This window comes from uncultured Veillonella sp., assembly GCF_963534045.1.
Taxonomy (GTDB): domain Bacteria; phylum Bacillota; class Negativicutes; order Veillonellales; family Veillonellaceae; genus Veillonella.
In genome coordinates this window covers 15,425-30,470 of sequence record NZ_CAUSQT010000011.1, presented here as the reverse complement: position 1 = coordinate 30,470, position 15,046 = coordinate 15,425, and the positions used below count along the sequence as shown (strand labels likewise).

Annotated in this window: 15 protein-coding genes; all 15 read right to left on the bottom strand. The window is 37.9% G+C overall.

Features of this window, described 5'->3' with window-relative positions; all coding sequences use genetic code 11:
* Nucleotides 1-3 precede the first annotated feature (3 nt).
* Nucleotides 4-1,554, bottom strand: coding sequence for an LptA/OstA family protein (locus RYP29_RS03470; protein WP_311531826.1), 1,551 nt, complete (start codon nucleotides 1,552-1,554; stop codon nucleotides 4-6).
* Between the two features lie 15 nt (nucleotides 1,555-1,569).
* On the bottom strand, nucleotides 1,570-2,700 hold the full coding sequence (locus RYP29_RS03465) for a hypothetical protein (protein ID WP_311531824.1): 1,131 nt from the start codon (nucleotides 2,698-2,700) through the stop codon (nucleotides 1,570-1,572).
* Between the two features lie 114 nt (nucleotides 2,701-2,814).
* Nucleotides 2,815-3,261 carry a hypothetical protein gene (locus RYP29_RS03460; protein ID WP_005376809.1) on the bottom strand — a complete coding sequence of 149 codons (447 nt, stop codon included), beginning with the start codon at nucleotides 3,259-3,261 and terminating at the stop codon, nucleotides 2,815-2,817.
* Nucleotides 3,262-3,446: 185 nt separating this feature from the next.
* Nucleotides 3,447-4,454 (bottom strand): hydrogenase expression/formation protein HypE, encoded by a 1,008-nt coding sequence (gene hypE / locus RYP29_RS03455; RefSeq protein WP_311531822.1) that lies wholly within the window; start codon nucleotides 4,452-4,454, stop codon nucleotides 3,447-3,449.
* A complete protein-coding gene (gene hypD, locus RYP29_RS03450) occupies nucleotides 4,454-5,572 on the bottom strand; it encodes a hydrogenase formation protein HypD (RefSeq protein ID WP_311531821.1) in 1,119 nt (372 codons plus the stop codon). The genes hypE and hypD overlap by 1 nt, the downstream gene beginning before the upstream one ends.
* Nucleotides 5,532-5,783 carry a HypC/HybG/HupF family hydrogenase formation chaperone gene (locus RYP29_RS03445; RefSeq protein WP_005376745.1) on the bottom strand — a complete coding sequence of 84 codons (252 nt, stop codon included), beginning with the start codon at nucleotides 5,781-5,783 and terminating at the stop codon, nucleotides 5,532-5,534. Before RYP29_RS03445 ends, hypD begins: the two co-directional genes overlap by 41 nt.
* 114 nt (nucleotides 5,784-5,897) lie before the next feature.
* On the bottom strand, nucleotides 5,898-8,195 hold the full coding sequence (gene hypF, locus RYP29_RS03440; RefSeq protein ID WP_311531819.1) for a carbamoyltransferase HypF: 2,298 nt from the start codon (nucleotides 8,193-8,195) through the stop codon (nucleotides 5,898-5,900).
* A gap of 38 nt (nucleotides 8,196-8,233) precedes the next feature.
* Nucleotides 8,234-9,643, bottom strand: a complete 1,410-nt coding sequence (gene scfB / locus RYP29_RS03435; protein WP_311531818.1) for a thioether cross-link-forming SCIFF peptide maturase — start codon at nucleotides 9,641-9,643, stop codon at nucleotides 8,234-8,236.
* A 168-nt stretch (nucleotides 9,644-9,811) separates the two neighbouring features.
* Nucleotides 9,812-9,955: a six-cysteine ranthipeptide SCIFF gene (gene scfA / locus RYP29_RS03430; protein ID WP_004693318.1), complete on the bottom strand. Its 144-nt coding sequence runs from the start codon at nucleotides 9,953-9,955 to the stop codon at nucleotides 9,812-9,814.
* 71 nt (nucleotides 9,956-10,026) lie between these two features.
* Complete coding sequence (locus tag RYP29_RS03425; RefSeq protein WP_311531817.1) at nucleotides 10,027-10,704, bottom strand: ECF transporter S component; 678 nt, start codon at nucleotides 10,702-10,704, stop codon at nucleotides 10,027-10,029.
* A 57-nt stretch (nucleotides 10,705-10,761) separates the two neighbouring features.
* Nucleotides 10,762-11,601 carry a hypothetical protein gene (locus RYP29_RS03420; RefSeq protein WP_311531815.1) on the bottom strand — a complete coding sequence of 280 codons (840 nt, stop codon included), beginning with the start codon at nucleotides 11,599-11,601 and terminating at the stop codon, nucleotides 10,762-10,764.
* Nucleotides 11,594-12,001 carry a hypothetical protein gene (locus tag RYP29_RS03415; RefSeq protein ID WP_311531814.1) on the bottom strand — a complete coding sequence of 136 codons (408 nt, stop codon included), beginning with the start codon at nucleotides 11,999-12,001 and terminating at the stop codon, nucleotides 11,594-11,596. Before RYP29_RS03415 ends, RYP29_RS03420 begins: the two co-directional genes overlap by 8 nt.
* 141 nt (nucleotides 12,002-12,142) lie before the next feature.
* On the bottom strand, nucleotides 12,143-14,278 hold the full coding sequence (locus RYP29_RS03410; RefSeq protein WP_311531812.1) for a heavy metal translocating P-type ATPase: 2,136 nt from the start codon (nucleotides 14,276-14,278) through the stop codon (nucleotides 12,143-12,145).
* A 15-nt stretch (nucleotides 14,279-14,293) separates the two neighbouring features.
* The gene (locus RYP29_RS03405; protein ID WP_005376730.1) at nucleotides 14,294-14,554 is read right to left on the bottom strand and encodes a DUF6110 family protein; all 261 of its coding nucleotides are present in this window, start codon (nucleotides 14,552-14,554) and stop codon (nucleotides 14,294-14,296) included.
* Nucleotides 14,555-14,661: 107 nt separating this feature from the next.
* Entirely contained in the window at nucleotides 14,662-14,868 is a 207-nt protein-coding gene (locus RYP29_RS03400) for a FeoB-associated Cys-rich membrane protein (RefSeq protein WP_311531810.1), read from the bottom strand.
* Nucleotides 14,869-15,046: the final 178 nt, after the last annotated feature.

Here is a 15,046-nt window from a genome sequence, read left to right as displayed (position 1 = left end):
TCCTTAGAAATCTTTACCAACGAATTTAATTTTCCATTGGTTATTATCATTTTTATGTGAATCTTTATACGTTAAATATAAATCAAAAGAGTGTAAATCTCGATGGTATGTATAATAAGTAGCATCTATATTACCACTCATCATATTTTGCTTAACGCTCACAGAAATATCATCAAGACGTGTCAATTTAAAGGAACCACCATAGATAAGTTCTTTAGGAAGCTCTGTACTATCAAAACGATATGGAGAATTATTATAACTAATATTGCGTTGGTTATAGGAAATCCACGCATTAACTCTTGGATTCACAACTGTACGGAATTGAATTCCCCAATATGGCATACTACGTATTGATTTATCATAGCCATAATAGTCGCGTTGGTACCCACCGAAGAATCGCAATGTAGCATTTTTCCAAAGATTAATTGGATCATGAGATACTTCTACCTTATAACCCTTATGAGCGCCCTTTACAGAACCTTCCTTCCAATAACCAATGCTTGTTTCACCACGTGCGGTAAATGGAGATTGACCAATATGATAACTATGTGTATCAATACGGAATTCACCAATTTTTTCTACCCATACGGTTTCATCATTATATTCATTGGATTCTTTACTATATCCAATAGATGCCGTTCCCCAAGGTAGGAAATAACGATAGCCAATTTGAGGCTTAAATCCAGATTTTAAATACCATCTGTAATCAAAATAAGCTTCACCCGACTTACCCAATGGTATCTCAGCATCGCCACGTAATCCGATGCCATCATCACTATTGTAAGTAGGCCGTGGCATAATGGAAAATGTACTTACTTTCCCTTGTTTATCACCACGCAAGGATTTCGTATAAGACTTCAAGCTAAAGAGTTTAAAGTTCTTAATGTAAAAGCTTGGATGTTGAATAACCATTTTATCGCCAGGATATATCTTAATATCTCTACCTTCAATGCGATAATCAGGTGTATGCTTGAATGCCATCGCATGCTTAGATGTAATCATACCTTTTTCGATGGAACCAGTTTGACCATCATAAGATAAGTTCTGCCCCTTCACATAATAAGGATCAGACCAACCTTGTGTATGACCGGCATCAAAATGTTGGTCACTGGTACGATAGGTCATAACATCACCAGTAAGATTTTTAGTTTTCCCTCCATCTTCTAAGTAGCGATATGGGCCATCAGCAGTTCGATACTCTGTGGTTTTTGTATTACCAGTGATACGATTAGCTAGTAATGTACGATTGCCTTGTGTAACCACTACATTACCAAAAGCATTTACATCTCCAGTACTACCAGAATATGTCATTTTATCAGCATCAACACGAGTTGGTAATTTTTCTGTTGGTGCCGTAATCGGTGAAGCACCACGACGAACAACACGAATATTGCTGCGTTCAGGTGTCGAAGGTTGTTGCAATTCACCTGGATATGATTCAGATATACTATCTAAACTATCTTGATATGTAATTGAGTCTGAAGCAGCCCACGCTGGCTGGGCTAAACAAAGCAAGCATGCTGCCACGAGCCATTGTACTCTTTGTTTCCTCATGGTTACTAAACTCCTCTATTGGTTACGTTTTACTACGACGATTGGTTGTGAAACATTTTCTGCTGTATCATTTGTATCTTCTACTTCTTCTGTATCAGCAGTGTTTGTATCTTCTTCATCAGTGTTCACAGTTGAATCATCGGCTTCATCTACAGTGCTATCTACGGAATCATCATTTGCAGCCGGTACTGTCACAGCTTCAGCTAATTCATCATCACTATGAGCTAATCCATCACCGCCAATAACAAGACCTTGAATCGACACAGAGTCTTGAGGTTGAATAAATACAGTAGAACCTACTGGGTAATCAATATTTTTACCCTTGATGAAAGCACCACCCACTAAGCCTACAGGGCCAAGAAGAACGGCACCAGCCACAGAGGCACCAGCAGCTTTAATTTCACCCTTTGTTTTTTCCTTTGCCTCATTACCTTGTACAGCAGTAAATTCTGTGCCATCAATAGCAGGAACAGAGTCAAAAGTTATATCCAATGCACCATTACGTCCAAAGGAGCGAGCTTTTTTCAAGGATGTAATCGTCGCGGAACCCACAGTACCAGCTGGCACCAACAACACATTACCATCCATTACATTTTCTGCAACAGTGAATTTAATTGTATCCCCTTCATGGCTAGTTTTTGTGGATACCGCATCATTTAGCGTTACCTTGAACACGTGATCAGAAGATAATGTTCCCACTTGATTTGTAAGAGTTACATTACTACCATATACCTTGGTTTTCAAACTAATAATACGTTTTTGTAATGGACCTGTTGAAATTCGACCGTTTACGCTACGTTCCATCTTTTCAACACGTTCTACCAAAGAACCATCATTAATGCTATTTTGGTATGTGTATTCAAGTGCGTCCATTTCTTCACGCAATGAAATGTTTGTACCACTACCTTCAACGGAATCATATAAAGAATCTACACGTTTACTCAATGTAGCAGTATTGCCAGAAAATCCGTTGCCGTATACAGTTTCATCCAATTGATTAATACGATCCACAACGGCACCATCTTGAGGTGCACCATATACAGTGCTTTCTAATACTTGTGTTTTTTCCGTTACTGTACCAGGTGCAGCAAATGCGGTACCTGTCAACAAAGATGCCATCAAAAGTGTAAGTACTTGCTTCTTCATATAATCCTCCACAACTTATCCTCTATGGGACATATACGTTAAACAGCACAATAAGCACGGGCCTAAGACCGTGCTTATTTTCTGAGTACTTCTAAGGAAGTATCTCAGTGGCCATTAAATTTTTAAATCAATAAGTGCAGATACACCTACACCTTGAACACGGGAAGCGCCCACTGGATTTGTACTATCTACTGGTACTAAACCTTTAACACGAACCATGCCGTTAAAGCTACCTTCAACTTGAGCAACAGCCTTAACTTGTTCGATACTAGATGCAGGGCCTGTTACTTGAGCAGCACCAATGTACCCTTTTGTACCAATACTAATGATAGGTACAACCTTTGTAGTATATTCAGTACTCAAATTATTTTGTTTTAGTAATTTATTTAAGAAAGAATCAATTTGTGGACCAAATTTACTAACTAGAATGCCAACGCCACCAATTTTAGCAGCACCACCAAGGATACTACTTAAGCCGCCAGCTTGAGTGGTTAAAATGCCACCAAATGCAGTTGTAGTTAAACAAATTCCTAGAACAGCGGTCATAATTTTCTTTTTCATGATAAGCCTCCTAATAGATACTTATATTTTAACAAATTCTATACATAGTTTCTAGTGAAAGTATAAATACTTACACTTAAAGATAGTAAAATTATATAAAAATACAATGAGTTTATTATGAATTTTATGCAATTTAATTTTTAGCTATGTTTTAACGGCAAATCATACAATTATAACCAGAAGACTTAACAGATTCGAGGCACTTGATCTTCACCCAATAAATCTACTAGACGAACACCGCCAATCGATGTTTGTAGGCCTACTTTACCAATATTTTTATCCATGGTTACACCGATATGAGTCGCTTCACGGCCTTCTGGATAACTATGTAAAATATCTAGCACATCATTTGTTACAGACGGCTCTACAACGAAAATACATTTACCTTCATTTGCTAAGTATAAAGGATCGTAACCTAAAATATCACAAACGGAACGAACTTCATCATGAATGATAAACTTAGATTCCTCAACCTTTATCCCCACTTGACTTTGTTCGGCAATCTCTTTAAGAACAGTACCCACACCACCGCGCGTAGGATCACGCAATAGTGCAACCTGAGGCCCTACTGCATTTAAAACAGCATGAACCATATGGTGCAATGGAGCACAATCAGTCTTAACAGAGTCTGATAATTCTAGTCCAAATCGTTGTCCCATGACAGCTATAGAGTGATCACCAATAGATCCGGACAGAATAATGTCCATATTAGGTTTTACGACATTCGGACCTATATTTATGCCATCTGGAATCATACCAATGCCGGCTGTATTGATATAAATTTTATCAACTTCACCTTTTTTTACGACCTTCGTATCACCCGTCACAATTTGTACATTCGCAAGCTTTGCCATATCAGACATAGTGCTTAAAATTGTTTCTAATTCGTCGAAAGGAAGACCTTCTTCTAAAATCAAACCACAGCTAAGATATTGCGGAACAGCGCCATTCATAGCTAGGTCGTTAACTGTACCGCATACAGCTAATTTACCTATATTGCCACCCGGGAAAAAAGCTGGCTGTACAACATAAGAATCCGTTGTGAAAGCCATTCGCCCAGATGATACTGGAAATTGTGCCCCATCATGTAAGGGGGCTAACAAATCATTAGTAAAATATTTTAATATAAATCGTTCTGTCAACTCGTGGCTAAAGCGGCCACCATTGCCATGAACTAAACGAACTCGTTCCATTAATCCTCCCAAGCTAATCCGCCACTAGAAAAGCCATACTTATACCATGCAGCACAACTACCTTCTACAGATACCATACAAGCACCTACTGCATGATCCGGTGTACAAGCTTTTCCAAAAAGCGGACATTCATTAGGTTTGATTAAACCTTGTAATACGCTCCCACATTGACAGCCTTTAGGATCAAGAGATGGTTTTTCTAGCTGTATAGGTAGCACCTTTTCCGCATCTAAAAATGCATAGTCATCATTAAGCTTTAACCCAGAATTTGGGATTCTACCAATGCCACGCCATGCATCATCACACACATCGTATATTTCATTCATCATGCGCACAGCCACAGGATTGCCTTCTTTCATAACAACAGAGTGATAGGTATTACCTACTTCGAAATGACCACTTTTCCGTTGTTCTAAAATATTGACGATAGCAGATAATATTTCTACCCCATCAAATCCAGCGATACAAGATGGAATTTTATACTCATCCGGTAAAAATTGATATGGTTTTTCGCCAATAATAACACTGACATGCCCTGGCAAGATAAAGCCATCAATTTGTCCTACTTGTCGGTCTAATAAAGCGCGTAATGCGGGTGGAACCAATTTATGAGACACCAAGAATAATACATTTTTCAAGCCAGCCTGTGCTACAGCTTTCACAGTGGCACCGATGACAGCAATCGTCGTTTCAAACCCTATAGCTAAAAATACTATATATTTATCCGGATATTTTTTACTTAGTTCCAACACTTCTAACGGCGTATAGATAACATGAATATGAGCACCCTGTGTTTGAGCTTCACTAAGACTACTATAACTACCTGGCACCTTTAGCATATCCCCAAAGGTTGCAATAATAACATCATCACGTTTGGCATACTCTAGAGCTTTATCCATATACACTTGGTCCGTTACACACACAGGACATCCAGGACCACTGACTAATTCTATTCCCGATGGCAATAATTGTCGTAACCCTTCTCTAAAAATAGATACTGTATGTGTACCACAAACTTCCATAATTCGCACCCGTTCGCCAGGTGTATGTAGTTCGCTAATACGGTGTAATAAAGCATCAGCTGTTTTCTGTTTTTCCTGCAAAGTAAGCTTCTTCAAGTTCTTCCAACTCCCGGAAGGCATCTAAGGTTGCCTTCGCTTCTTCTTCATCTACAATTTGAACTGCAAAACCGGCATGTACTAATAACCAGTCTCCTACCTTTGCATCTGGCACGAGAAGCAAACTACAATCGCGCGTTGCACCTGTTAATTCTACTGTGCCAATGGCTTCATTAATAGAAATTAACTGTGCTGGTACTGCTAAACACATACGCCCTCCTTTTGTAAATATACTTATACATCTATTTATAACTATTAATCCAAATATTTTGATTAATTTAATTGTATCATAAAACTAAGAACTCTTATGTAACCAATGATACGTTTATATATTTTTTTGATGAGCAATCCACAATTGTCCCAACGATAAACCACCATCATTACATGGTACTTTTTTATTAATATATAATGTACCATGATGCCACTTATGCTGTAAGGATGCTAATAGTCTGCGATTTTGAAAAACGCCACCACCGATACATACATCATCGATGCCATAGCGTTCACACAAATCAGCTCCAACTTCACAAATAGCAATGGCCAGTGTTTTATGAAAGCTCGCTGCTAATGAAGATACACTTTCACCTTGAGCATAGCTATCCATAATCTGTTGAACTGCAGGCACGAGATCTAATACTTGCCCATCATAGTTAAAATCTAACAACCGACCTTCTTCATTTGCACAGGCAGATTCTAATGCTATGGCGATTTGTGCATCAAAAGAGTGTTCATTTCCTAAGCCCAACAAACAACCAATTACATCAAATAATCTACCTGCACTAGATGTCATCATCATGGACATGTCTGATTGCAATGCCTTATCTAGAATTTGCCAGCCTTTAGGCAATGTGGTTAACCATTTTTTGTATATATTAGGTAACTCTTCTCCATAATAATTCCGTAAGTACCATAAAGCCTGACGCCATGGTTCTTTTACCGCTTTTTCACCACCAGGCAAAGGCGCTACATGTATATGGGCAACACGCATATACTCTGCGCCATAACATAGCATAAATTCGCCGCCCCAAATCGTATCATCGTCACCATACCCAGTGCCATCAAAACAAATTCCAAGAACAGGATATTTTAAATCGTATTCAGCCATAACAGCTGCGATGTGACTATGATGATGTTGGACCTCTATAGCCGGAAGATCTAGCGTTTTACTTAATTGTCGACCATAATTAGAAGAGAAAAATGATGGATGCTTATCCATGACAATTGCTTTCGGCTTCACATCAAACAGCTGTTCATATCGTTTAATGGTCCACTCAAAGGTTTCATGAGTTGATTCACTTGCCAAATCACCTATATGAGGACCTAACAATACCTCCTGCTTTTTATTAATCGCAAATGTATTCTTTAAATCACTGCCCATGGCGAGTATTGGTTGATCTGTAATTGACTCACAATGAATTGGTTCAGGAATATACCCCCGACTTCGCCGAATCAAAATAGGTGTATCTTCCACCACTGATACAATCGAATCATCTACAGGCGCATAAATTTGACGATTATGTGTCAAAAAATAATCTGCTATAGTCTGTAATTTTAAAAAAGCTTTTTCATCATCATAAATAACGGAATCACCGCTCGCATTACCACTTGTCATAACCCATTTCGCATCATGCGGTACTAACACATGATGGATAGGTGCGTAAGGCAACATAACACCAATCAAGTGATTATTAGGGGCTACTAACTCACTTATAGACGCATGAAAATTATCATTTTTCTCTAATAAAACAATAGGCCTTGCCATAGCGCTTAATGCATCTAAGTCTCCATCGCTAACGACGGCAAAGTCTTCTACGATATCAATGGAACCGGCCATAATAGCAAAGGGCTTATCCTTGCGATGCTTTCGCTCCCGTAATATTTGTACTGCTTTATCATTAGTAGCATCACAAACCAAGTGATATCCACCAATTCCCTTTAATGCAATAATCGCACCATTTGATATCATTTCTCTAGCAGTTTCAAAACAGTCATCAACGATACAGAGATTACCATTCTTATCTAATAGTTGATAGCTCGGTCCGCATTGTTCACAAGCATTTGGTTCCGCATGATACCTACGACCATTCACATCAACGTATTCCTCATGGCAAGCTTCACACATGGTGAAATCAGACATAGTAGTTCGTTCTCGATCATAGGGCATAGATTTAATAATGGAATATCGAGGTCCACAATTGGTACAGTTGATAAAAGGATAGTCATACCTCCTACCAGATTCCTTCATTTCAGCCAAACAATCATCACATGGTGATGTATCGGCACTAATAAACGTGTTTACAGTACCATCCACAGGAGACTGAGCGATAACAAATCCCTTATCATCATCATTTACAGATGGACCAATCTTTGTAATGCTCACATGTGTGATACGACATAATCGCGGCTGTTCTTCCTGAATCGTATCAACAAATAATTGCAATGTATCTATGTCGGATTGGGCCTCTACATATACACCGGAACTATCATTATATACAAATCCACTAATCCCTAATTGATGGGCCCACATAGAAACAAGGGGTCGAAATCCGACCCCTTGTACAATACCTGTAAATCGAATCCCCCAACGTTCAATAGTTTGTTTTTTATCCAATCTAGTGTCCATAGCGGCTCCTATTACAAAATATATCTTATTTAAAATGTCTATCCTAATGCTACAGGAATACTACCATCGATGCCGGCTTGTTCAAGTTCAGCTTGAATCATGATAGCACATTCAATTCGTTTCTTTTGTAGACGACAGCCAAACTCATAAGGCGTTTGTAAATCTCCACCCAATGTAATGTTATTGGCATGACAGCCACCAGAGCAGAAGAATTTAGCCCAACATTCTGCACAGGTAGGTTTTGTAAACACATGTGTGTTACGGAAATCCTTTGGAATTTCAGTGTTTTTTAAACCTTCATATACATTACCAAGGATGTAACCATCTTTTCCTACAAATTGGTGGCATGGATAAATATCTCCATTAGGTACGACCGCCATATATTCATGACCAGCCCCACAGCCACGCAAACGTTTTGCCATACAAGGTCCACGGTACAAGTCCATACGGAAGTGGAAGAAATTAAATTTCTCACCCCACCCGTCCTTTTGACGTTGCAAATATATATCTGCTAATGTTTCATATTCTTTCTCAAGCGTTGGCCAATCTTCTTCGCGAAGTACATAATCGCCTTCTTCACCTACTACAGGCTCCATGGATAAATGTTCAAAGCCTAAATCAGACATAGCCAATACATCTTTAGTAAAATCAAGATTCTTATGCGTATATGTACCGCGTACATAATATTCTAAACCATGACGTTGCTTTACAGCATTTACAAGATTTTTAGCAATATACTCATAAGAGTTAGCTCCACTGCCAGCGACTGGGCGCATAGCATTATGCACATCTTCTCGGCCATCTAGAGACAAGACCAAGCTCATTTTATGTTCGTTTACATAATCGATTTTCTCTTGAGACAATAACATACCATTAGTAGTCAACGTCAATTTAAAGATTTTATTATGTTTTGGCGCCTCTTGCTCAATATATTCTACAGTTTGTTTCACCACGTCCCAATTAAGAAGGGGTTCACCACCGAAGAAATCGATTTCGCAATGTTGACGAGTACCACTCATTTGAATGAGAAAATCAACAGCTCGCTTAGCCACACCAAAGCTCATCAATTCGCGTTTTACACCGCCGTAATCGCCTTGACTAGCAAAGCAATATTTACATGCTAAATTACAGTCATGGGCAATATTAAGACACAATGCTTTAACGATTGGTTTTTCCCCAACTACGAGCTTGAATTCGGTGCTCATAGGAGCAAAGAGTTGTTCTGCAGCGATGAGCTCATCTAATTCATCCATGATTTCATTTAATTCTACAGGATCCTGAGAGCTATCTAACGCGGCATGGACTGCATCACGATTCGTTCCATCATATATATCTAATACTTTATCAATGAGTTCATCAATAACGTGAATGATACCGCTATTTACATCTAAACAATAGTAGTTATCTTTCATCCGAAACTTATGGATCATTGGTTTTAATTCTAACATGGTACCTCCAAATTATGTGTATGTGAAAGTGCTAAACTATATAGAACTTTCTAGATAATTGTACCACATTTTTTGTCTATCGTGCTGAAAGTCCTCATAAATATATACCATAGATAGTATGTAATATATACATACATAAAAAAAAGAGAGCCATTGGCTCTCTTTTAATTATTTTTGTTTGCAAACTTGGTTGCCTACTGTGCAGCTTGTTTTGCAAGCGGATTGGCAAGAAGTTTGGCATTCACCACAACCGCCAGTTTTAGCAGTTTTTTGTAAAGATTCAGTGTTGATTGTACGAATACGTTTAGCCATGATTATCCTCCTCAATACTTATTGTATTACTATTATTTTATCATAGTTATTCAAACTATGTAAAATATAAATTATTTTTGTACGTCCTTACGCAATGCTTTACGCAACGCTAATGCGATTGGTGTTACAATAACACCTGCGAAAATTGCTTCAGGAATACCATGAGTAACAGACAATACTAAAATAGTTCCAATTACTTGGTCAGATGAAAGATGCATTGCCTGCGCGAACATATCGGCGTATATCAAATAGATTAACCCCATTACCATACATGTATGGAATATAGTGCCCATAAATGCAGAAACAATCAAGCGCGGACCTTGTGGTACCTTCCATAATGCTTTGTACACCAAAACAGCTAATACAGGGAATATAATCCGAGGTAATACTGATATTAATGGATTAATAAAAAGTGGTGATAAAATATTCGGTGCCGTAAAATTTTGCCAGAAGCTATAGACGCCAAAAATTAACCCCACAAATGCACCGACCTTAGGACCTTCTACAAGGGCACCGATTAATGCTGGTACATGTAATGTAGTAACATTCAATGGTCCTAATGCCATAATACCATAGCCAGAAAGGCCTAAAATAATGGTAATAGCCGCTAATAGGCCCACAATGGTTAATTCACGCAATGTTAAGCCCGATTTTGTAACAGTATCCTTACTCTGTTTACGCTCAACTTGTGCCGTTGGCTGTTCTTGGATTGATACCTGTTGGTTACCATCCTTTACATTTTCATTCATAAAAAATCCTCCTCCGCTCTCATTCTCTTAGGATATGAGTCGAAACTAGAAATAAAATTAAGATTTGCTCTTAGTAAGAGCTTTTATTACACCTATCTCTACTAATTTACCAATTAATACAGATACGATAATAAACACAAGTTCTAATAACCCTGGTGTAAAGAATACAAGAGGATTACCTTGATAGATTGGGAATACAGTAGGTGCTATTGCTTTCACAAATTCTGGTATATACCCACCATATAAGATATGACCATTCATAGCTAATAGCATAGCAGCTGTAACGACAATACGCAATAATCTAGTCCCTCTATATTCACCATTCCGAGGATACATATAGAATGCAAAGACTAACATGGAAAGGATGATAAAGAGGAATTCCCCCACTAACGCATTCAAACTAATAGTAGGACCAAAATAAGCTACCATGATAGGATCTGTTAAATTGATGTAAAAGATAGAACCTAAATAGATAAATGGAATTGGTAGAATATACACGGCCATATCTAAAGCTTCATCAACTGCACCCCATCTATGATGACGCTTGAAGAAAAATGTCATTAATAAAGCTACGAGTTCAAGTAAAACCTGTGTAAAGAAATATACACATAAAAGGATTAATACTATAAGTGCTTGATTTTCTAATGTTACATTGAACGGCGTAGTAAATAGATTAATAACCGTAAAAATAGCCCAACTGTATACATGATACCCCATGTGAAGTGGCAATTCACTAAATTGCCCTTGTCGCATTCGTTGTAAGAGAACAGGTACCAATAGAGATAAAACTGGGAATGTAAGATATGGAGAACCTAACCCGGTTTGATGCAATACAGCAGTCACAACGCTTACAAAAAAAGCACTAACCAAAGTAAATACAATAAACTGCTTATTCATATGAACCTCCCAACAATTGAGAAATTACATAAGCTATGATAAGAACAATGGTAACTTGACCATACATACCGACAAGGAAGATAATATCACGACCAACGGATGGCAAGCCCCATAACCAATTTAAGTCCAATCCAAGAAACATTAGTTTATAGGTAGCAAACTGAATAACGGCCCACCCCAGCACATATATAATGCGGTTAATCCGTTTATTTCCAGCTCCAAATGTACTTGATTTAAACGATAAATACGCCCAAGGAATACATAAGGATAGCAATAAATACCATACCAATGCCACTGTAGCACTAGAGCCATTATGAATCATATAAGAAATAACAGGAATGGCTACGATAAATATATTCATATATAGTGATCGTTTACAAATATCTAATATAGTGTTCATATACGTTCTCCTAAGATAATTAATCACTTGATATTGTACACTACACACCAGTAAAATGCCACAAAAAAAGACCTCTTATAGAAATTTTCTATAAGAGGTCTTTTAATACAATCCATGTACTAAACACGGAACAATCAATGATTATGCAACAGTAGATTCTGCAGTAATATCAATTGTATTTTTGTCTTCAGGTTTTTCTTCCTTCAATAATGGAGTCATGCTTTCAATACCAATTCCCAATGTGAATAGATTGTGTAACCAAGCTGTTTGACTTGGAGGCATGAAACCAAGTACGCCACCACCTACAAGGGCGCCATTGAAACCAACAATGCCATTGTAATTAGCTTTGATGCGTTTCATCAATGCCATAGAAATTCGACGTAAATCTACAAGAGCTTGTAGGTTATCAGAGGAAATTGTAACATTCGCAATTTTTTGGGCAATAGGAGCACCTTCATTCATTGCGATGCCTACATGTGCCTCAGAAATAGCTGGGGAATCATTAATACCATCCCCTACCATCATTACGGTATAGCCTTCTGCTTTTGCTTGTTTTACATAAGTTGCCTTATCCTCTGGCAATACCTCTGCATGCACTTCGTCGATACCAAGTTCATTGGCTACGCGTTGAGCATTGCGTTTGGAGTCACCAGTCATCATGACAACCTTTTTAATACCTAATGCATGTAAATCAGCAATAACTTGTTTTGATTCATCACGTACAGGGTCTTTAATACAAATAACCGCTGCTAATGTACCACCAATAGCGAGGTAAATATGGGAAGATGAATTTGGCAAGTTATTGAACTTTTCTTGTTCATCAGCAGGAATCTTAGTTTTTTCATCATCAAAGATGTAATGAGCACTACCAATGCGTACACGGTAGCGGCCAACTTTAGATGCAATACCATGGGCAACAACGTATTCTACATCGGAGTGCATTTCCTTGTGAGGCAAGGAATGATCCTTAGCAGCACGTACAATTGCTTTTGCCATGGAATGAGGGAAATGTTCCTCAATACATGCAGCCAATTTTAACATTTCATCTGCATCATGACCATTAAATGGAATGATTTGTTCAAACTCAGGTTCTGCTTTTGTAAGAGTACCTGTTTTATCGAATACAATCATATCTGCTTGTGCAATTTGTTCTAAGAATTTACCACCTTTAACAGTGATACCGCGTTTAGATGCTTCTTGCATAGCGGAAAGTACTGCCAATGGAATGGATAATTTTAGAGCACAAGAGAAGTCAACCATTACGAAAGACAATGCTTTCATCACATTTCGAGTCAACAAATATGTTAAACCAGCACCGATAAAGCTAATAGGCACTAATTTATCAGCCATGCGGTATGCTTGTTGTTCCATACCGGATTTCATTTGTTCAGACTCTTCAATGAGGTTAACGATTTTTTCGTAACGAGAAGATTTAGATGTGCTACGCACTTCTACAATAGCTTTACCGTCTTCAACAACAGTACCTGCATATACAGAACTGTCTTGATCGCGACGAACTGCTTCTGGTTCACCAGTCATGGAGCTTTCATTTACAAGAACAACACCATCGATTACAGTGCCATCCAATGGAATTACTTCACCTTGACGGATAATGATTTTATCGCCTTCCACAACTTCGTTAACAGGCTTGCTCACTTCAATGTCGTCAACTAAAACCCATACTTTATCAACATTCAAAGACATGCTTTGAGCAAGATTCAATACAGATTTACGGTGAGTCCATTCTTCTAAGATATCGCCAATACCTAATAGGTACATGACAGCACCAGCTGTAGGATAATCTTTTTGAAGTAAAGCTGCACCAATAGCAACACCATCGAGAACCTCTACGGTTAACTTACGTTGCCACAATGTTTTAATCGCTTTACCGATAAACTTAATACCATCAAACCATGCCCATGCAGCCGCAATTGGTGCAGGTAACACTGCTTTTTTACCTAAGTAAATAGCAGTGCGATTAATCATCATTTCACGGTATTTTTTATTTACCAAGCGTGGAGAATATTCGTTCAAAGCAGGAGCTTCGGACAAATCTAAATCGCGTAGACCCAACACTGCATCACGCACAGCATCAGAATCGCCATTATGTTTAATGGCGATCTGACTGCTACGAGTGTAGAAGGTTACATCTACAATTGCATCATTAAGTAATAATGTATCCTCTACATAAGCAGCTTCAGCTTCTGTAAAGCGATGACCTGTTACCTTAACATGCAAGCGATTTCTGAGTTTTCGTACAACAGAAAATTGTAACATAGTTAAACCCTTCTATTATTTGTTTTCTTCAAAGATTTCTTCGTTGCGAGCTTCGTTGATTTCTTGAGCTTCTGCCAATACATCAGATGCAGAAGCTTGTACTTTTTCAGCTGTTTCCAATACAGTTTCTTTTGCACGAAGGCCTGCTGCTACGATACCAGCATATACTTTTTTAGCGTCTTTAGAAGTCAACACTTTAAGACCTACAGTACCCAATGCAAGACCTGCTGCGAATAAGTTAGCGTTTTTAAGATTGTTTTGGTTGAAGTTGAACATGATAATATCCCTTTCTACTAATAAATATATAAAAAATTTACTTACTATATTTGAAAAGAGGAGCCCATTATAGAGACCCCTCATTCAAATTCAGAATTCGTATTAGCTTACTTAGCGGTACGTTTAATGCCTAGTGCTTTATTGGAACCATCACAGCTGCAACTACCACCGCAACCAGAAGATTTTTTAGAGCCAGACTTGGAGCCACCGCCACCACAGCCGCAGCCACCTTTACCAGACACTTGTTTATAAATTTTTGTACCAAGATAAGCCAATGCTAATATCACTATGAGTCCTATAATTAGGTTATCCATTATAATTCCTTCTTTCTCAATATCCACCAAATTTTCATAAATTGATATATGATAAATGAGTTAAAAGCAATATATTTGGATATTTCCCTTTTCTCATTATCATTTAACCATAAATAATGATAATTGGCAAGAACTATTTTAAATTTTTCTATAATTAAATTACATTATGTCAATACAA

Coding starts and splice junctions, on each gene's coding strand:
- RYP29_RS03460 (WP_005376809.1), bottom strand. CDS start 3,261: ATGAAAAAGAAAATTATGACCGCTGTTCTAGGAATTTGTTTAACTACA.
- RYP29_RS03445 (WP_005376745.1), bottom strand. CDS start 5,783: ATGTGTTTAGCAGTACCAGCACAGTTAATTTCTATTAATGAAGCCATT.
- RYP29_RS03470 (WP_311531826.1), bottom strand. CDS start 1,554: ATGAGGAAACAAAGAGTACAATGGCTCGTGGCAGCATGCTTGCTTTGT.
- hypE (WP_311531822.1), bottom strand. CDS start 4,454: ATGGAACGAGTTCGTTTAGTTCATGGCAATGGTGGCCGCTTTAGCCAC.
- RYP29_RS03415 (WP_311531814.1), bottom strand. CDS start 12,001: ATGAACACTATATTAGATATTTGTAAACGATCACTATATATGAATATA.
- RYP29_RS03410 (WP_311531812.1), bottom strand. CDS start 14,278: ATGTTACAATTTTCTGTTGTACGAAAACTCAGAAATCGCTTGCATGTT.
- RYP29_RS03425 (WP_311531817.1), bottom strand. CDS start 10,704: ATGAATGAAAATGTAAAGGATGGTAACCAACAGGTATCAATCCAAGAA.
- RYP29_RS03405 (WP_005376730.1), bottom strand. CDS start 14,554: ATGTTCAACTTCAACCAAAACAATCTTAAAAACGCTAACTTATTCGCA.
- RYP29_RS03420 (WP_311531815.1), bottom strand. CDS start 11,601: ATGAATAAGCAGTTTATTGTATTTACTTTGGTTAGTGCTTTTTTTGTA.
- hypF (WP_311531819.1), bottom strand. CDS start 8,195: ATGGACACTAGATTGGATAAAAAACAAACTATTGAACGTTGGGGGATT.
- scfB (WP_311531818.1), bottom strand. CDS start 9,643: ATGTTAGAATTAAAACCAATGATCCATAAGTTTCGGATGAAAGATAAC.
- scfA (WP_004693318.1), bottom strand. CDS start 9,955: ATGGCTAAACGTATTCGTACAATCAACACTGAATCTTTACAAAAAACT.
- RYP29_RS03400 (WP_311531810.1), bottom strand. CDS start 14,868: ATGGATAACCTAATTATAGGACTCATAGTGATATTAGCATTGGCTTAT.
- RYP29_RS03465 (WP_311531824.1), bottom strand. CDS start 2,700: ATGAAGAAGCAAGTACTTACACTTTTGATGGCATCTTTGTTGACAGGT.